This window comes from Pseudoxanthomonas jiangsuensis, assembly GCF_010093185.1.
GTDB classification, from domain to species: domain Bacteria; phylum Pseudomonadota; class Gammaproteobacteria; order Xanthomonadales; family Xanthomonadaceae; genus Pseudoxanthomonas; species Pseudoxanthomonas jiangsuensis.
In genome coordinates this window covers 158,040-175,290 of sequence record NZ_PDWL01000001.1, presented here as the reverse complement: position 1 = coordinate 175,290, position 17,251 = coordinate 158,040, and the positions used below count along the sequence as shown (strand labels likewise).

Sequence of the window (17,251 nt, the reverse complement as noted above, 5' to 3'; positions counted from 1 at the left end):
GGCCGTCATTCCGCGGCACGGTCGAGGGGAGCGGGACCGGTCTTCTCCCTGCCATCGGCGCGCCGTAGACTCGGGACGGTTGCGGCCCGACAGGATCCTGCGATGAGGATCGGTGGGTGTCTTCCGATGGGGATCGGAGCGGGCGCGCGACCGGAAGCCGGACGCCGGCATGGGGACAACAGGGGAATGACATGACAGAACAGAACGTCAAGGAAGCTGCGCACGACCAGGGCGGAAAGGGCGGCGATGCCGCCCCGCAGGTCCGGAAGAAGGAAGGCGGTCTCGCCGGCAAGTTCAAGGAAGCGGCGAAATGGATCGTGCTCGGCGTGGCCGGCTTCTTCCTCAACGAAGGCCTGACCTGGGCCAAGGACAAGCAGCTCGGCGGCGACGACCAGCTGCAGAAGATCGCCGAGCAGCAGAAGACCGAGTTCGCGGCCCTGAAGGAGAGCCTGGGCAAGCTGGGGCAGGACCTGGCCGCCGGCGACCGCGACAACTTCAAGAAGGTGTCCAGTTCGATCGCCAGCATCCAGGCGCAGAACCGCGACCTGATCCGCATGATCGCGCTGGCCCGCGAGGAGAACGAGCGCACCCGCCAGCTGGCGCGCGCGAATTCGGGGATCAACGGCGGCTACGACTTCATCCTGACGGAAGGCAGGGGCCTGCAGCTGGATGCGTACAACGCCATCGGCCTGTACCACGTCACGGGCAGCAGCGTCACGGTGAACATGAGCCGGGCCGGGGAGGAGAACGACGTGCGCCAGAGCCTGAACCCGGGCCAGAGCGTGCGCTATCGCGCCGAGAGCGGCGAGGACTGCCGGATCTCGCTGCTGTCGCTGGCGGGTGACCGGGAGACGGCGAGCTTCTCGCGCCTGTGCACGCAGGCGGGCTAGCGCAGGGACCGGATTGATCGCTGGGGTCGGGCTCCACTTGGCCGGAGTGGACCTGGCCCCATTACCGGACCCACGGGCTCGATCAGGCCAACGTCCCGACCAGTGCGGACGTGCGGGCCATGGCTTCCCCATGTGGCACGGCGGAGCCGAAGACGATTCGGCGCGCCGGACAACGGCCGCCGATCCATCTCCACGCCTCGACGGCGAACCCCGCGGCACGCTGAACGCGTGTGCCGTCCCTGCAACCTCGTGTCGTCATGCGACGGCAGATTCACGCCGCGCGTTCCAACGTGGACGCACCTGCACCGCAGGCGCCCGCACGAGGGACGGGTCCCCATCCCGACGACGACAAGACGAGGAGTCCACGTGGACAAGAACGAGAACAACCAGACCCGCGACCTCAATCGCGATCCGCTCACCGGCACGCCCGGTTCGCACCCGGTCGGCGTGGGTGTCGGAGGCGTGGGCGGTGCAGCCGCCGGCGCGGCGATCGGCGCGATCGGCGGCCCGCTGGGCATGCTGATCGGCGGCGGCATCGGTACCCTGGTCGGCGCGGCCGCGGGCAAGGGCGTGGCCGAACGCATCGATCCGACCGGCGAGGAGCAGTTCTGGCGCGACACCTATGCCAGCCGCCCGTACCACGACGCCCGCTTCGACTACGAGAACGACTACGCCCCGGCCTACACCTACGGCGTCGATGCGCGCACGCGCATGCCCGAACGCGCCTGGGACGAGCGCCTGGAGCAGGAACTGGGCACCGGCTGGGGCCAGGTGCGCGGCCAGTCGAAGCTGGAATGGGACCATGCCCGCGACGCCGTGCGCGATGCCTGGGATCGCAGCGATCGCACCTACCGCGCCTACGGCGCCAGCGACCGCTACTACGCCGGGCAGTTCTCGGGCGTGGACTACCGCGAGCCCGACGCCGGTTTCGACGACTACCTCCCGGCCTATCGCTACGGCACCCAGGCGCGCGGTCGCTATTCCGACCGGCAGTGGGACGAGAGCCTGGAGACCGAGCTGGGCCAGGGCTGGGACAAGGTCAAGGGCAACTCGCGCCTGGGCTGGGAAAAGGCCAAGGCCGCGACCCGCGACGCCTGGCACGGCGTGGAACGCGTCCTGCCGGGCGATGCCGACGGCGACGGCCGCTGACCGGGCGGCTGTTTCGCGATGACTCTGGAAGGCGCCGCTCGCGGCGCCTTTCCTTTTTGCAGGTCGGTGTGGGGAGGCGGACCGGTCGCGGGCGGGTCGTGCAGAATGGGCCCGTCCGAAGAGGGATCGTCATGCTCGAGAACGCCTTGTTCCACATCGTGCGGCGGGCCGCGCCCGCCGCGCTTGCGCTCGCGCTGGCCGCCACCGTGCCGCTGGCCTGGGCGGGTGCGGGCGACGACGTCCACGCCGGTCACGGCACGCACGCCGCGTCCGCGCCTGTCTGGTCGCCGGCTGCCACCGCAGGCGGACCTCACGCCCGCCACGAGAACGCCTTCGTCGCGCTGGATGGCCGCCTGTACCTGCTCGGCGGCCGCGGCCAGCGGCCGCTCGACATCTTCGACCCGGCCAGCGGCCGCTGGCGGGAAGGCGCACCGCCGCCGCTGGAGATCCATCACGTGCAGGCGGTGGCGCATGCCGGGCGGCTGTACGTGGTCGGCGCCTTCACCGGCGATTTTCCCGAGGAATCGCCGCTGGACCACGTGCTGGTCTACGACCCGGCCAGCGACCGCTGGAGCCGGGGGGCGGAAGTGCCGGCGCAGCGGCGCCGCGGCGCGGCCGGTGCGGTGGTGCACGAGGGCCGCCTGTACCTGGTCGGCGGCAACACCCGCGGCCATCTCAGCGGCTACGTGCCGTGGCTGGACGAGCTCGACCTGGCCAGCGGCCAATGGCGCGCGCTGGCCAATGCGCCGCACGCGCGCGACCACTTCCACGCGGTGGTACTCGACGGACGGCTCTACGCCGCCGGCGGACGCCGGACCTCGCACGACACCGGCGACACCCTGGGCCTGACCATCCCGCAGGTGGACGTGTACGACTTCGCCAGCGGCCGCTGGCAGACGCTCGAAGCCCCGTTGCCGACGCCGCGCGCCGGTGCGGCCGCGGTGGCGATGGACGGCCGGCTGCTGGTGCTGGGCGGTGAGAGCGCGCGCCAGGTGCCGGGCCACGCCGAGGTGGAGGCCTACGATCCGGCGGCCGCGCGCTGGACCGCACTGTCGCCGCTGCCGCGGGGCCGCCACGGCACCCAGGCGACGATGCTCGGGGAGGCCCTGCACATCGCCGCCGGCAGCGGCGACCGCGGCGGCGGTCCGGAGCTGGCCGACCATCTGGTGTTCGCCCGGCCGCAGGCGGTGGCCGAATAGCGGCCGCCAGGAAGCGCGCCGCCGGGGTTCCCGGCGGTAACCATTCAAGCCTTCGCCGCGCGGGCCGATATCGAGCCCGATACCCGCACGTTGCGGGATGGCAAGAAGGTGAAGCAGTAATGGACATAGAGCGGTACCACCGCGACCACGCGGCGATCCTGGAGCAGATCGACGCATTGAGGAAATTGTCGCGGGCCGGCGTGCGCGAGAACGCGGAGAAGATCGGCGAGGCCATCGTCAGCACGGCCAGCCACATCAAGTTCCACCTGGCCGCCGAGGACCAGGTGCTGTACCCGATGCTGGCCCGGTCGGGCAGCCCGGACGTGGCCGCGCTGAGCGCGCGCTACCAGGCGGAGATGCAGGGCCTGGCCCAGGCGTTCGCCGGCTTCGTCGGCAAGTGGCGGGTGCCGGCGCGGCTGGCGGCCGATCCGGACGGCTTCCGCCACGATGCCAATACCGTGCTGCGTTCGCTGTTCGAGCGCCTGCAGCGCGAGAACGCCGAACTGTATCCGGCGGCAGAGCGGGTCTGAGCCGGTACCACTGCGCCGGGAAGCGGCAGGGAGCGCGCCGCAGGCGACGCCCGGGACGCCCGCGGACGTGGCACGATGGCGGCCGGTCCGCGCGTCGCGGCACCGGCTATGGTCCAGGGAGGGAAGCATGCAGATCGGATTCGTGGAGGATCCCGCCGCCATCGCCCGCAGCTTCGAGCTGATGTCGAAGCTGCGGCCGCGCCTGTCGCGCGAGGACTACCTGGCGGCGGTGCCGCGGCTCATGGCCGATGGCGGCTACCGGCTGGTGGCGCTGGAGGAAGACGGCATCCTGCGTGCCCTGGCCGGGATCCGCGTCGGCGAATGGCTGCACACAGGCCGCTACCTGGAAGTCGAGGATCTGGTGACCGCCGAGGCCGAGCGCTCGCGCGGCTACGGCGCCGCCCTCCTGCGCTGGATCGCCGAGCATGGCCGGCGGCAGGGCTGCCGGCAGCTGCGCCTGGTCTCCGGCGTGCAGCGCGCCGACGCGCACCGCTTCTACGAGCGCGAGGGCATGAAGCACGAGGCCAGGTATTTCTCGATGGACCTGGCATGAAGGCGCGGCGCGATGTGCTGATCGCCTGGCCCGTTGGCATGAATGGCGAAGCCATAATCCAAGGCATCAGTGGGGCATGCCCGAGTACCTGGGCCGAAGCCTGGCGAGCATCGGGGTTTCATCCTGTCGGCTCCTGCAGGCAGGCTCATACATCAGCGCAGGCTGCCCAGGATCACCGCCGGCCTATGCCGCCAGTCGCCGCTTGATCCGCGACAGCGCGATCGCAGTGATGCCCAGGTAGCGCGCGATGTCGGCCTGGGTGAGGCGCGCGGCCAGCGCCGCATCCCCGTCGAGGAAGCGGCGGTAGCGCTCCTCGGCCGAGCGGCACAGCAGATCGTATTCGCGCCGCTCCTTCTTCAGCCCCAGCCATTCGTTGAAGCGCAGGACCTGCGCCGCCAGCGCCGGATCGGCCAGTACCGTGCCCAAGAACAGCGGATAGGGAAGGGTGGCCAGCTCGCAGTCCTCCAGGCAGGTGGCGGAGAAGGCGCTGCCGGTTCCGGCCATCTGCGCGCTACGCGAGCCGAATACGCCACGGTCGGCGACGAAGCTCTTCACCCATTCCTTGCCCGCGGGCGTGGCGTAGTGCAGCTTCACCAGGCCGGCGCGCAACACGAATATGTCGGCGCACGCCTGGCCCTGGCGTATGACCGAAGTTCCCGCGGGCAGGGAGAACGTCCTGGTCTGCATGCGCAGCCGCGGATGGCTCAGGAGTGCGTCTTCCAGTGCATTGAGGTCGGGGCGGTCTGGCACGGCGGTCTCCTGGACGAGGCTGCGGCGATGAACCCGGGTTAATGCGGCGCACGCGGGCTGGCGCGATCCTGCGCGTCCCCATTCCGGAGTGCGGGCGAATGCTATCCGAAGCGCGGACGATCCTGGTCACCGGCGGCACCAGCGGCATTGGCCTGGAGCTGGTGTACCTGCTGCATGGCATGGGCCATCGCCTGCTGGTGGTGGCGCGTTCGCCGCAGCGGCTGGCGCAACTGCGGCTGCGACTGCCGGGCGTGGACACCTACGCCTGCGACCTGGCCGTGCCGGACGAGCTCGAACGCCTCTGGGGGCAGGTGACCGCGCACCACCCTGGAATTTCGATCGTGATCAACAACGCCGCCGTGCAGTCCACTGCGCGCTTCACCGACCCTGACTTCGACGACGATTCGATCACGCGCGAGATTGCCGTCAACTTCGTCGCGCCCGCCCGGATGGCGCGGCTGGCAATCGCGTTGTTCCAGGCCGACGGGCGGTCCTCGGCGATCGTCAACGTATCCTCGGGATTGGCCCTGTTTCCGAAATCGGACGCGGCGGTGTACTGCGCGACCAAGGCCGCACTGCATTCGCTGTCGCAGGGACTGCGCTACCAGCTCGAAGGCCGTTCCACGGCGGTGGTCGAGGCAATCCTGCCGATGGTCGACACGCCGATGACGGCCGGGCGGGGCACCGGCAAGATCGGTGCGGCGCAGGCGGCCGCCGAGATCGTCGCCGGGATCGCAGCCGGCAAGACGGAGGTCTACGTCGGCAAGGCGCGCTGGCTGCCTTGGCTGGCGCGCATCGCCCCGGCGATCCCGCGCGCGATCCTAAGGCGGGGATGAGCGCGCGCCTGGACCGGGCGTTGCCGCCATTCTTGACGACCCGGGGCGACCGCCATGCTGCAAGGCGGCATGCGTCCGGCCCGCAGCCGGGTATAAAGGACGGCCGGCGTCACTGCCGCAGCCATCCGCTACGAGGTTCCGCATGTCCCTGATGCCGCTGTTCGTGTTCCTGGCCATCGGCCTGGCCGTCGTGATCGGCCTGGGCACCTTCGCCCTGCGGCGCGAGCGCAAGTAACGGCATCCCGGCTCGGGCCGGCGGAGTTCCACGGGACCGCAGACAGGCGAAACGCGCAGTCGCAGCGACGGCGTGGGCCGCGTTATGGCGGCCCTGGCACACACGCTGCGAAGGCACGGACTACGATCGGGCCAGCGTTCACCTGGCCGCTGCCAAGATGAGCCATCGCTCCGACGGCTCCGGAATCCCGACCATGCGCCCGACATCCGTTTTCCCCGGCGTCCTCCTCGGCGCCTGGCTGTGCCTGGCCGCCGCTCCGGCGTTCGCCAGCGATGCCGATGCGCTGGACCTGTCGCTGCCGGATGAGCCGGCATCGACCTATCGCCAGGACCCGCCCGGTACCTGGTACGGCGACACCTCGGGCGTGCCCGTGGCTGCCGCCGGCCAGTCCGCGCCGCGGCGCCAAGCCTGCCCGACCACGCCGGACGGCGAGGAAAGCGCGATCACCGGCAGCGTCACCACCGGCATGGGCTATTCCTCGCGCATGGGCAACAGCACCTTCGACGCCGCCAGCGTGAACTACTGCAAGTCCTACGCGACCGAGGATGGCGGCGAGCGCACCATCAACGTGCAGTTGAACGTGGGCGGCTACGACGGCCCCGGCTACTACTACGAACCGGGCCTGCGCGGTCCGGGCCCGGGCTTCGGCCCCGGGCCGGCCGGCCGCGGCGGCGGCCGCCGCTGAGGCCTCCGCGCGGCGCCAGGCGCGCCGCGCTTCCTGCGACCCGCGAAGCGCTCAGTCGATCGCCAGCACCAGCTTGCCGCGGGTGCGGCCGCTGCGGCTGCGCTCCCAGGCCTGCGCGGCCTGTGCCAGCGGCAGGGTTTCCTCGACGTGGACCCGGTACTTGCCGGCATCGGCCAGCTCGCCGATGCGGGTGAGGATGGTGGCCGTGGACAGCCCGGGCTGGTTCGGCGCCGGGCGCTGCGGGGCGAGGTTGCGCACGCCCGCGGCCTCGGCCTTGGCCGCGTCGGCCGGACCGGTGATCGAGACCAGGGCGCCGTCGCGGCGCAGGGTGCGCAGTGCGCGGCTGGCGGTCTGGCCCTGGTCGTCGACGGTGTTGACCACCACGTCCAGGCCTTCGAGCTTCTCCTCGAACGGCCCGGCGGTGTAGTGCAGGGATGGGAGGGCGATGATCGGCTGGTCGCGGCCGGCCGGCCAATGCGCAAGCGGCATGTGCTCAGAAGCGCCGCGCTGATGCCGAACGGTGATCTGCGCCGCGGCCGGGGTTATTGGCCGCGCCTCCATGCGCGGCGGTATCGTGCCGGCTTTCCCCGTCGTGCGATGCCGATGCCGCTGCCGATCCGATCTTTCCTTCCCGCCGGTGCCCTGTTCCTGCTGGCCGCGTGCTCGCCCGCGCCCGAACCGGCTGCACCGCCTTCCGTCGTCGCGGCGGCCCCGGCTGCGTCGACCGCCGCCGATCCGGCCTACCTGGCCTCGATCGAGCAGTGGCGGCGCGAACGCGAGGACGCGCTGCGCAAGCCCAACGGCTGGCTCAGCTTCACCGGCTCGGGCCAGGTCGCCGTCGGCGCGCACAGAGTGGGCTCGGCGCCCGGCAACGACATCGTCGTGCCCGGCGGACCGGCCGAGTGGGGCGTGCTGCATCTGCAGTCCTCCGGCGCCCTGCGCTTCGAGGCCGCGCCCGGCGCGGGCCTGGAAGTGGACGGCAAACCGATCGGTTCGGTGCCGCTGAAGACCCAGCTCGAGCCGGGTGGACCGACCGGCATCTACGCCGGGCGCCAGCGCTTCTACGTGGTCAGGACCGGCGAGGTGCACGGCTGGCGCTTCCGCGATCCGGAGGCGCCGGCGCTGAAGGCGTTCGCCGGGGTGCCGCATTTCCCGGTGGATCCGTCGTGGCGGATCCGGGCGCAGTGGCAGCCGTTCCCCGAGCCGCGGCAGCTCGACCTGGTGACCAGCAACGGTACCCTGGAGCCGGCGCGGATCCCGGGCCAGGCGGTGTTCGAACGAGACGGCCGCCGCTTTGCCCTTTTGCCGGTCCAGGAGAAGGAGGGCGAGGACCTGTTCTTCATCCTCGCCGACCGCACCAGCGGCCGCGAGACCTACGGCGGCGCGCGCTTCCTGTACGCCGCGCCGGCCATGGACGGCACCGTGGAGCTGGACTTCAACAAGGCCCAGAACCCGCCCTGCGCGCTCAACGGCCACGTCGTCTGCCCGCTCGCGCCGCCGGAGAACCGCCTGGACCTGGTCGTGGCCGCGGGCGAGAAGACTTATCCGCGGGCGCACTGAGGATCGGCGCCGTCAGTCGTCCGCGCCGGGCGCCCAGCGGTAGGCCAGCAGCCGGTCCTCCAGCAGCAGGGGGATCAGCAAAAGCTGCTGCTGCGGCAGGTAGAGGTGGTCGGCGGTGCCCTTGACCAGCTGCAGCAGCACCCGGGTCCGGCCCTCGGCGTCCACGTGCAGCAGCCGGCCGGGGGTGAAGTCGGTGACGGTCCAGCCGCCGGCGCCGTCGGGCTCGATCCCGTCGATGTGCCCGATCGGTGTGGTACCGATGCGCCCGGGCGTGCCGTCGGCCAGGGCGAAGGTGCTCAGGTGGCCGGGCTGCTCGCCGCCGTCCGCGGCGGGCACCTGCCAGCTGCCGGCGAGCAGGCGGTCGCCGTCGGCGCGCAGGCCGTTGAAGCGGCCGCTGGCCTGCACGTCCACCTTCACCCACGGCGCGAAGGTGCCGGCGGACAGCCGGTACACGGTGTCCAGGCGGCGGCTGAAGACGTAGACGTTGCCGGTGGCGTCGGCGGTGGCGTCGTTGAACAGCGCTGGCCCGCCGTCCTCCGGCGCGTGGCGGGCGACGATGGCGCCGGCGTCCGGGTCGATCTCCACCAGCGCGTCGTCGTCGCCGGCGTACAGGCGGCCGTTGGCCAGGGCCAGGCCCTTGGGGTTCTGCAATCCGGTCACCCACTTCAGCTCGGCGATGTTGCCGTGCGCGTCGAGCCGGCTGATGAAGCCGTCGCCCGGGGTGGCGCCCTCACCGCGGCTGGCCATGTTCGAGACGTAGTACGCGTCGCGTGCGGCGTCGAACACCACCGATTCCGGCGCGGAGAAGCCGCGGGTCTGCCAGAGCAGTTGCGGGGCGTTCCCGGCCACGGCGGTGCCGGTGCATGCGGATGAGAGCAGGAGCAGGACGCGGGCGGACAGGCGGGTCATCGGCAATCTCCTGTGGAGGGTGGCGCGGTTCCGGTGGCCCGGATACTAGGCGAAGACGCCGGCTCCGGGTTCCGGGCGCCAGGAAGACCGGCGAGAATGCCGGCGACTCCGCTGCCGGCTTCCGCACTTCATGAATCCACTGCGCATCGCCATCGTCGGTTACGGCAGCGCCGGCCAGGCCGCCGCCGTACAGCTCGGCGAGGACGGCCATGCGGTGACGGTGTTCGAGCGGGTGCCGCGGCCCGGGCCGGTCGGCGCAGGCTTCCTGCTCCAGCCCAGCGGGCTGCAGGTGCTGTGGAAGATGGGCCTGCTGGAGCCGGTGCTGCGCCATGGCGCGCGGGTGGAGCGGCTGTTCGGCGACACGCCCTGCGGGCGGGCGGTGATGGACATGCGCTACGCCGGCCTGGACCGGCGGCTGTACGGCGTCGGCCTGCAGCGCGGGGCGCTGTTCTCGATCCTGGATGCGGCCTGGCGCGGGCGCGGCCACGGCCTGCGCGCCGGCTGCGAGATCGTCGAAGTGGACCACGCGCACGGGCTGCTGCGCGATGCCGAGGGCGAAACGCACGGCCCGTTCGATCTGGTGGTGGTGGCCGATGGCGCCGCCTCGCGGCTGCGCGCGCAGGTGGCGCCGCCGCGGGTGGACGCGCCCTATCCCTGGGGCGCCCTGTGGTGCCTGCTGCCGGCCGGCGACTGGGCCTTCGCCCATGAGCTGCGCCAGCGCTACGTCGCCGCGCGGCGGATGGTCGGCCTGCTGCCGGTGGGCGGCTGTCCCGGCGACCCGACGCCGCGCCTGAGCTTCTTCTGGAGCCTGCGCACCGACGCGTTCGAGGACTGGGAGGTGCAGGGCCTGGCGCCCTGGCGCGAGGAACTGGACCGGCTCTGGCCGGAGGCAGCCGCGGTGTTCGCCGGGATTACCGCCGCGCCGCAGCTGGCGCGGGCGCGCTACCGCGACACGATCATGCGCCGCTGGCATTGCGGGCGCACGGTGCTGGTCGGCGATGCGGCCCACGCGATGAGCCCGCAGCTGGGGCAGGGCGTGAACATGGCGCTGATGGACGCGCAGGCGCTGGCGCGCGCCCTGCGCGAGGGTGGCACCCTCGAAGCGGCGCTGCAGGCCTACCAGCGCGAGCGCCGCGCGCACGTGTGGATCTACCAGCTGTGGAGCCGCTGGCTGACCCCGCTGTTCCAGTCCGACCGCGATGCGGTGGCCCGGCTGCGCGATGCCGGCATGCTGCCGCTGGGGCGGATGCCCGGCGGCCGCGGGCAGATGCTGCGCGTGCTCCCCGGCACCCGCCGCGGCCTGTTCGGCACCCTGGCGCTGGAACCGGCGTTCGTCGAGGCCCTCGCCCGCGGCGCGGAGCTGCCGGCCGGCGCCGGCCTCCAGCTCCAGCAGGCGTCGCCGTAGCGCGGCTCCCGCGGGCAGGCGGGCGCTAGACTGCGGCCTTCATCGGACCAACGGAGGCGAAGGATGGCGCGACGCAAGGGCGGATTCCTGGGGTGCTGGGCGCTCGCGGGCATGGCCTGGTTGGCCTGCGGTGCGGCCGGGGCGGCGGACAAGGCCGGGTCCTTCGCCTGGCCGGATGGAAAGAAGGCCGCGGTCAGCCTGGGCTACGACGATGCCCTGGCCTCGCAGCTGGACAACGCCATCCCGGCGCTGGACCGGCACGGCTTCAAGGCCACCTTCTACGTCCCGCCGGGCATCGGCACACTGGAGTCGCGGATGGAGGAATGGCGCGCGGCCGCGCGCAACGGCCACGAGCTGGGCAACCACAGCCTGTTCCACCAGTGCGACGGCTCGCAGCCCGGCCGCGACTGGGTCCAGGCGCACCGCGACCTGCACACCACCACCGCCGCACAGATGCAGGACCAGGTGCGCGCCACCAACACCCTGCTGCAGGCGCTGGACGGACGCCGGGAGCGCACCTTCACCGCGCCCTGCGGCGACCGCGTCGCCGCCGACGGCGAATACGTCGACGGCCTGCGGGAGCTGTTCGTGGGCATGAAGGTCAGCGCCGGCGCGCACGAGGCGCGCACGATGGCCGACTTCGACCGCTACGCGGCGCCGATCCATGCGCCTTCGGACGTGACCGGGGCGCAGCTGATCGCGCAGGTGGAGGAGGCCGGGCGCCGCGGCACCGTGGCCAACTTCACCTTCCACGGCATCGGCGGCGATCACCTGAGCGTGTCGGTGCAGGCGCACGAGGAACTGCTGGCCTGGCTGGACGCGCACCGCGACCGCTACTGGGTCGCGCCGTTCGTGGACATCGCCCGCTGGGTCCGCGACCACCCGGCGAAGGAGTGAGGGCGACGCCGGGCGGTGGCCCGGCATCGCCTGTCCGGATCCGTTAGCGGGCCGGCTTGCGCGTGCGGGCCGCAGTGGCCTTGCGCGCGCCGGTCTTGCGCGCCGGGGCCGCCTTCTTCGCCGCGGTGCCGGCCGCCGCCTTGCGTGCGGGAGCCGGCTTCGCCGCCGGCCTGCCAGCGGTTGCCACGGTCGGTTTCTTCGCCGTCGGCGCGGCGCCGGCGAGCAGCGGTTCCCAGGCCGAGAACAGCCGCGACCAGTCCGGATCGCCGACCGGGAAGGCCAGGCCGGCGCCGTCCAGGGCTTCGGCGGTCTCGCGCTGCCAGTCCTGCACGGCGTCCTGCAGGCCGCGGGCGAAGGCGGTCTGCGCCGCCACCGCGATCTGGGCGGCGGCCTGCTGGTCGCCGAAGCGCTGCTGCAGCTGGCGCCAGAACGCCTCGGCCGGTAGCGTGGCCAGCTTCTGCCAGTCCTGGGTGCGCAGCAGTTCCTGCAGCTCGGCGCCGCTTTCGACGATGCCGTCGTTGAGCAGGCGCTGGCCGAACTCGAGCCAGTAGCGGCTGCCGTCCTGGATCAGGGCGCCGATCCGCGCCTGCAGCCCGGTGTTGGCGTGGTACAGCGCGAGGGGAAGTCCGGTCGGGTCTTTCATGCGGGAATCCTCGGGGGATGGAGGTAAGGCATGGCCGGACCGGTGGAACGTGTGGCGGGGCCGCGGTCCGGGAGCGGCGCGGCGGGCACGGGGCCGGCAGCGCCACGCTAGCCGCTGGCGTGGCCGCAGGCAACGGCATGGCGGCGAACGGCCGATGGCCACCGGCGGACAGGCGGAAGGCGGGATAGAAGTGCCCGGCGCCGGCCTGGTGCGCGCGGGGCGGCCGGCGCCGCGTGCGCCGCCGCGGTCAGTCGGCGAAGCTCACCCGCACCGAATCGGCGCTGCGCTCGGCCGGGCCGTGGTACACGGCCTCGATGTTGTTGCCGTCCGGATCGAGCACGAAGGCGGCGTAATAGCCGGGGTGGTAGGGCCGCTCGCCCGGCGCGCCGTTGTCCAGGCCGCCGGCGGCCAGGGCCGCGCGGTGGAAGGCCTCGACCGCGGCGCGGTCGCGGGCCTGGAACGCCAGGTGGTGGCGGCCGGTGGGCCGGCCCAGCGCGGCCTCGCTGCCGGTGCTGGAGACGAACAGCTCGTCGGCCCAGAACCAGTCCTCGCCTTCGCCGCCGATCGGCACGCCCAGCACGTCCAGTACGGCCTGGTAGAAGCGGCGGCTGGCGTCCAGGTCGCGGACCACCAACTGCAGGTGATCGATCAGGCGGCCGCGATGCAGTTCTTGGGTTTCCATGTCGGCGCGATTCCGGCGGGGAAGGGGATGCCGAAGCTATCACCGCCGCGGCGGCGGCGGGATCGGCCGCTCGTAGTCCTCCGGGACGGCGTGGTTGCGGTCGCGGTCGGCGTCGGGCATGTCGTGCTCCTTCCAGCGCGCGCGGTCGTTGCGGTAGCGGGCGGGCGTGGCCGGCGCGTCGCGGCCGGCGGGCGGGTTCAGGGTCGGTTCGTCGTGCTTGCGGGGCATCGGTTCGCTCCTGTGCGGTAGGGAGGCGCCATGCGGCGCGGCCGTCACCCGGCCGGCCGTCACCCGGCCAGGGCCAGCGGCAAGGGCTCGGCGCAGGCGTCCAGGCCGGCGCTGGTCGTCTCCTCGGTCCAGATGTGGAAGCGCTCCAGCGCATTGGGGCCGAAGGTGCTGCTGATGGCCACGTCGGCGGCGTCGCGGCCGCGCGCGATCAGTACCCGGCCGATCCGCGGGACGTTGTGGCGGGCATCGAAGGTGTGCCAGTCGCCGTCCAGCCAGACCTCGAACCAGGCCGAGAAATCCATCGGTGCGTCCACCGGCGGCACCCCGATGTCGCCGAGGTAGCCGGTGCAGTAGCGCGCCGGGATGTTCATGCAGCGGCACAGGGCGATCGCGGCGTGGGCGAAGTCGCGGCACACCCCGCGGCCTTCCTCCAGCGCGCGCACCGCGCCGCGGCTGGCGTCGGCGAACGGGTAGCCGAAGCGCAGGCGGGCGTGGACGTGGTCGCAGATCGCCTGCACCCGCGCCCAGCCCGGGGCGACGTGGCCGAACTGGTCCCAGGCGTACTGCATCAGCGCGTCGGTCTCGCAGTAGCGGCTGCCGCGCAGGAACAGCAGGGTGTCGTCCGGCAGCGCCTCCACCGGCAGCTGCATCGCGTCCGCCTGCTGGCGGTCGGGCAGGCCGCTGTCGCGGACGATGGCGTCGGCGCTCAGGGTCAGCAGGCCGGCCGGGGCCAGCAGCCGGGTGCAGGTGTTGCCGAAGCCGTCGCGGTACTGGCGCAAAGGCACGTCCGGCTGGCCGCGCAAGGGCTGCAGGGCGAGGATGTCGTGGTGGCGCGAGCCGTGGATGTCCAGCATCACCACCATCGGCGTGGGCTGGACGAAGCGGTAGGCGATCTCGAAACCGAGGCGGATCAGCATCGGCGTGCCTGCTGGTGGGCGGGGGGAGAACCGATTGAAGCGGGGGCGGGCGCAATCCGGCGTGAAAAATCCCGGTCCGGCTGTCGCCGACGCGACGGACCGCATCCATGCGCGGGCGTGCGTTCACCGCGCGGCGACGTGCGCGCGGCTCTGCTGGCTACGTTTTCCGGCAAGAACTGAGGAGATCCCGCATGCAGCATCGCCGCCTGCGCTTCGGCCGCGGTTTCCGCGTGCTGTGGGACTGCCGCGGGGTCCAGGCCGCGCAGATGGTGATCGCGCCCGGCGGCCGCGAGGGCGGGCCGGACAACCGCCACCGCGGCGCCGAGCAATGGCTGTACGTGGTCTCCGGCAGCGGCCTGGCGATCGTGGACGGCGCGCGCCGGCGGCTGGCGGCCGGCAGCCTGCTGCTGATCGAGCGCGGCGAGGCGCACGAGATCCGCAACACCGGGCGCACGCCCCTGCGGACCGTGAACTTCTATGCGCCGCCGGCCTACACGGACGGCGGGGAGGAACGGCCGGCCGGACGCGCCCCGCGCCGCGGCCGGCGAGCCGCGGCCGGTTCCGGCCAGGCGAGGTGACCGCCGCTCAGCGCGCGGCGACCACCCGGTTGCGGCCGGCGTCCTTGGCTTCGTACATCGCGCGGTCGGCGCGGCGGACCAGGTTCTCACGGTCCTCGCCCAGGTTGCGTACCGCCACCCCGGCGCTGAAGTGCACCGCGACCCGCTTGCCCTCGTGCCGCAGGGGCTGGGCGGCGAGCGCGCGCTGCAGGCGCTGCACCGTCTCCACCGCCTCGGCCAGCGGCGTGTCCGGCAGCAGGAGGACGAACTCCTCGCCGCCGAAGCGGGCCAGCGCATCGGTGGCGCGCAGGCAGGCTGCGACCACCTCGACCACGTGGCGCAGGGCGGCGTCGCCGCCGGCATGGCCGTGGTCGGCGTTGAGCCTGCGGAAGTTGTCCAGGTCCAGCACCGCCAGCGCCAGCGGATGGCCCTCGCGCTCGGCCCGGGCCAGCTCGCGCCCGTACAGGTCCTCGAAGCCGCGGCGGTTGAGGGCGCCGGTCAGCGGGTCGGTGGCGACCAGCTCGCTGACGTCGCGCAGCTGCGATTCCAGCTCACGCACCCGCGCCTCGGCCGCGTCCACCTCCTCGCGTGCGGTGCGCATCTGCTCGAGCGAGCGCAGGGCCTGCTCCTGCAGGCGGGTGGTGTCGTCCAGCACGTCCTCAAGGCGGTGGCCGAGGTCGGCCACGGTGCGCGCCTCGCGGATCGCCTGCATGTGCGCCTCCAGCCGGCTCTGGAACTGGCCGGTGCTGGCGGTCATCCCGTCCAGGCGCTCGACGAAGGAGACCATCATCGTGCGCATCGCGTCCTTGGAGTCGGCGATGCCGCGCTTGAGCAGGCCCTGCTGGTAGACCAGTTCGCGCAGGCCCTGGCGGGTGGCCTCCAGGGTCTGGCGGTCGGGGCTGCCGGCCAGCAGTTCGCGCACCACCGCGACCTGGCCCTGCAGCCAGCTGCCGTCGTCCAGCAGTTCGTCCAGGTTCTCCAGCAGCAGGTCGAACAGGCTCAGCATCAGCGCCTGCTGCTCGACCGCGTCGCCGGCGTGCACGCCGACCTGGTGGCACAGCTCGCGCACCCGGCGCGCCAGCGGCGCCAGGTCCTTGCCGGGCTGCCACTGCTTGAGCGCGGTGCCCAGCGCGGTGGACTCGTCGGCCAGCTGCGGCAGCGGCTGCAACAGCGAGGCCAGGGCCACGCCGACGGCCTGGCGCAGCAGTTCGCGCAGCTGCTCCGACTCGCCGGCGGCCGCGCCCGGGTTGTCCAGGGTGACCGCGAAGCCGACCAGGTACTTCTCCAGGAACTGGCGCAGGACCCGGGCGCCGGTGGTCCAGTCCTCGCCGCGGACGGCCGACTGCAGGCGCTTGCCGAGGTCGCCCAGTTCGCCCGGGAGCAGAGCCATGCCGTCGGCGAAGGCCGGCAGCAGGGCACTCGGGTCGCGGGCGGCGGCCAGCGGGGCGCCGGGATCGGGGGGACTGCCGTGGGGAGAGGAAGGGCCACGGGCGATGGCCATGCGCAAGGCTCCGGTTGCCGTCGGGCGCGCGGAGGCACCGCGCGGCGGGAAGGATGTCCGATTAGCGGCCGTGGCGCACGCGGATTTAGCTCCGGCCTCCGGCGTGCCATCGCGGCCGCGGCATGCGAGGCTGGGCGCCCTTTGATCCCGGCAGGAGCGCAGACGCATGGACATCGGCATGATCGGACTGGGGCGGATGGGCGCGAACATGGCCCGGCGCCTGCACCAGGGCGGACACCGCGTGGTCGGTTTCGATCCGGGCCCGGCGGCGCGCGAGGCGCTCCAGGCCGATGGCCTGGAGACGGCGCAATCGCTGGAGGCGCTGGTGGCCGCTTTGCCGGCGCCGCGGGTGCTGTGGCTGATGGTGCCGGCTGGCGCGCCGGTGGATGCGACCCTGGAGGCCTTGCGGCCCTTGCTGCAGCCCGGCGATGCGGTGGTCGACGGCGGCAATTCGCGCTACCAGGACAGCCAGCGCCGTGCGGCTGCCTGCCGCCAGGACGGGATCGACTTCCTGGACTGCGGCACCAGCGGCGGGATCTGGGGCCTGGCCGAGGGCTACAGCCTGATGGTCGGCGGCGATGCGGCGGCGGCGGCGCGGCTGGCGCCGCTGTTCCAGGCGCTGGCGCCGGCGCCGGACCGCGGCTGGGGCCATGTGGGTCCGAGCGGTGCCGGCCACTTCGCCAAGATGATCCACAACGGGATCGAGTACGGGATGATGCAGGCCTACGCCGAGGGCTTCGCGATCCTGCAGCGCAAGGAGTCGCTGGCGCTGGACGTGGCCCAGCTGGCGGAGATCTGGCGGCACGGCAGCGTGGTCCGTTCGTGGCTGCTGGACCTGGGCGCGGAGGCCTTGCAGGAGAATCCGGGGCTGGAGGGGATCGCGCCGTACGTGGCCGATTCGGGCGAGGGCCGCTGGACGGTGGCCGAGGCGATCGAGCTGGACGTCTCGGCGCCGGTGATCACGCTGTCGTTGCTGGAACGCCTGCGTTCGCGCGAGAAGGATTCATTCGCCGACAAGATGCTGGCGGCCCTGCGCGACCGTTTCGGCGGGCACGGGGTGAAGCGCGGGTGACCTTCACGCGCTGTCCGTAGCAACGGCACAAGCCTCGGGTTTGGCTGGCAACT

Annotated in this window: 20 protein-coding genes; 12 read left to right on the top strand and 8 right to left on the bottom strand. The window is 72.7% G+C overall.

Annotation, left to right across the window (positions count from 1 at the left end):
* Positions 1 to 191: 191 nt before the first annotated feature.
* The 5 genes from CSC62_RS00845 to CSC62_RS00825 all read left to right on the top strand — a co-directional run bounded on the left by CSC62_RS00845 (position 192) and on the right by CSC62_RS00825 (position 4,321).
* Positions 192 to 890 carry a hypothetical protein gene (locus tag CSC62_RS00845; RefSeq protein ID WP_162404263.1) on the top strand — a complete coding sequence of 233 codons (699 nt, stop codon included), beginning with the start codon at positions 192 to 194 and terminating at the stop codon, positions 888 to 890.
* 366 nt (positions 891 to 1,256) lie between these two features.
* A complete protein-coding gene (locus tag CSC62_RS00840) occupies positions 1,257 to 2,039 on the top strand; it encodes a hypothetical protein (RefSeq protein ID WP_162404262.1) in 783 nt (260 codons plus the stop codon).
* 131 nt (positions 2,040 to 2,170) lie between these two features.
* Complete coding sequence (locus tag CSC62_RS00835; RefSeq protein ID WP_162404261.1) at positions 2,171 to 3,238, top strand: Kelch repeat-containing protein; 1,068 nt, start codon at positions 2,171 to 2,173, stop codon at positions 3,236 to 3,238.
* Between the two features lie 119 nt (positions 3,239 to 3,357).
* Positions 3,358 to 3,768 (top strand): hemerythrin domain-containing protein, encoded by a 411-nt coding sequence (locus CSC62_RS00830; protein ID WP_162404260.1) that lies wholly within the window; start codon positions 3,358 to 3,360, stop codon positions 3,766 to 3,768.
* A 127-nt stretch (positions 3,769 to 3,895) separates the two neighbouring features.
* Positions 3,896 to 4,321: a GNAT family N-acetyltransferase gene (locus tag CSC62_RS00825; RefSeq protein WP_162404259.1), complete on the top strand. Its 426-nt coding sequence runs from the start codon at positions 3,896 to 3,898 to the stop codon at positions 4,319 to 4,321.
* A gap of 183 nt (positions 4,322 to 4,504) precedes the next feature.
* Here CSC62_RS00825 and CSC62_RS00820 read toward each other — a convergent pair whose 3' ends face one another.
* Positions 4,505 to 5,071: a Crp/Fnr family transcriptional regulator gene (locus CSC62_RS00820; RefSeq protein ID WP_162404258.1), complete on the bottom strand. Its 567-nt coding sequence runs from the start codon at positions 5,069 to 5,071 to the stop codon at positions 4,505 to 4,507.
* A gap of 41 nt (positions 5,072 to 5,112) precedes the next feature.
* Between CSC62_RS00820 and CSC62_RS00815 the strand changes: the two genes are divergently transcribed.
* Positions 5,113 to 5,907 (top strand): SDR family oxidoreductase, encoded by a 795-nt coding sequence (locus tag CSC62_RS00815; RefSeq protein WP_162404257.1) that lies wholly within the window; start codon positions 5,113 to 5,115, stop codon positions 5,905 to 5,907.
* 428 nt (positions 5,908 to 6,335) lie between these two features.
* Complete coding sequence (locus CSC62_RS00810; protein ID WP_162404256.1) at positions 6,336 to 6,827, top strand: hypothetical protein; 492 nt, start codon at positions 6,336 to 6,338, stop codon at positions 6,825 to 6,827.
* Positions 6,828 to 6,878: 51 nt separating this feature from the next.
* Here the strand turns inward: CSC62_RS00810 and CSC62_RS00805 are convergent, their stop codons facing one another.
* Positions 6,879 to 7,316: a zinc-binding dehydrogenase gene (locus CSC62_RS00805; protein WP_162404255.1), complete on the bottom strand. Its 438-nt coding sequence runs from the start codon at positions 7,314 to 7,316 to the stop codon at positions 6,879 to 6,881.
* A gap of 114 nt (positions 7,317 to 7,430) precedes the next feature.
* Between CSC62_RS00805 and CSC62_RS00800 the strand changes: the two genes are divergently transcribed.
* The gene (locus tag CSC62_RS00800) at positions 7,431 to 8,387 is read left to right on the top strand and encodes a DUF1684 domain-containing protein (RefSeq protein ID WP_162404254.1); all 957 of its coding nucleotides are present in this window, start codon (positions 7,431 to 7,433) and stop codon (positions 8,385 to 8,387) included.
* A 12-nt stretch (positions 8,388 to 8,399) separates the two neighbouring features.
* Here the strand turns inward: CSC62_RS00800 and CSC62_RS00795 are convergent, their stop codons facing one another.
* Positions 8,400 to 9,296, bottom strand: coding sequence for an SMP-30/gluconolactonase/LRE family protein (locus CSC62_RS00795; protein WP_162404253.1), 897 nt, complete (start codon positions 9,294 to 9,296; stop codon positions 8,400 to 8,402).
* A gap of 130 nt (positions 9,297 to 9,426) precedes the next feature.
* Here CSC62_RS00795 and CSC62_RS00790 point away from each other — a divergent pair, with 130 nt between their 5' ends.
* Together CSC62_RS00790 and CSC62_RS00785 are read left to right on the top strand one after the other, a co-directional pair.
* Entirely contained in the window at positions 9,427 to 10,701 is a 1,275-nt protein-coding gene (locus CSC62_RS00790) for an FAD-dependent oxidoreductase (protein ID WP_162404252.1), read from the top strand.
* Positions 10,702 to 10,764: 63 nt separating this feature from the next.
* On the top strand, positions 10,765 to 11,598 hold the full coding sequence (locus tag CSC62_RS00785; RefSeq protein WP_162404251.1) for a polysaccharide deacetylase family protein: 834 nt from the start codon (positions 10,765 to 10,767) through the stop codon (positions 11,596 to 11,598).
* Between the two features lie 43 nt (positions 11,599 to 11,641).
* Here CSC62_RS00785 and CSC62_RS00780 read toward each other — a convergent pair whose 3' ends face one another.
* From CSC62_RS00780 to CSC62_RS00765, 4 genes are all read right to left on the bottom strand, one after another.
* Positions 11,642 to 12,241, bottom strand: a complete 600-nt coding sequence (locus CSC62_RS00780) for a phasin family protein (protein WP_162404250.1) — start codon at positions 12,239 to 12,241, stop codon at positions 11,642 to 11,644.
* Between the two features lie 247 nt (positions 12,242 to 12,488).
* The gene (locus CSC62_RS00775; RefSeq protein ID WP_162404249.1) at positions 12,489 to 12,923 is read right to left on the bottom strand and encodes a VOC family protein; all 435 of its coding nucleotides are present in this window, start codon (positions 12,921 to 12,923) and stop codon (positions 12,489 to 12,491) included.
* 39 nt (positions 12,924 to 12,962) lie between these two features.
* On the bottom strand, positions 12,963 to 13,151 hold the full coding sequence (locus CSC62_RS00770; RefSeq protein ID WP_162404248.1) for a hypothetical protein: 189 nt from the start codon (positions 13,149 to 13,151) through the stop codon (positions 12,963 to 12,965).
* 59 nt (positions 13,152 to 13,210) lie between these two features.
* Positions 13,211 to 14,068, bottom strand: coding sequence for a transglutaminase-like domain-containing protein (locus CSC62_RS00765; RefSeq protein ID WP_162404247.1), 858 nt, complete (start codon positions 14,066 to 14,068; stop codon positions 13,211 to 13,213).
* Between the two features lie 191 nt (positions 14,069 to 14,259).
* Here CSC62_RS00765 and CSC62_RS00760 point away from each other — a divergent pair, with 191 nt between their 5' ends.
* Positions 14,260 to 14,646, top strand: coding sequence for a cupin domain-containing protein (locus tag CSC62_RS00760; protein ID WP_162404246.1), 387 nt, complete (start codon positions 14,260 to 14,262; stop codon positions 14,644 to 14,646).
* 7 nt (positions 14,647 to 14,653) lie between these two features.
* Here the strand turns inward: CSC62_RS00760 and CSC62_RS00755 are convergent, their stop codons facing one another.
* Positions 14,654 to 16,126 (bottom strand): GGDEF domain-containing protein, encoded by a 1,473-nt coding sequence (locus CSC62_RS00755; RefSeq protein WP_162404245.1) that lies wholly within the window; start codon positions 16,124 to 16,126, stop codon positions 14,654 to 14,656.
* Positions 16,127 to 16,292: 166 nt separating this feature from the next.
* On the opposite strand from CSC62_RS00755, the gene gnd reads away from it, so the two are divergent.
* Positions 16,293 to 17,198 (top strand): phosphogluconate dehydrogenase (NAD(+)-dependent, decarboxylating), encoded by a 906-nt coding sequence (gene gnd, locus CSC62_RS00750; RefSeq protein WP_162404244.1) that lies wholly within the window; start codon positions 16,293 to 16,295, stop codon positions 17,196 to 17,198.
* The last annotated feature ends 53 nt before the right edge of the window (positions 17,199 to 17,251 follow it).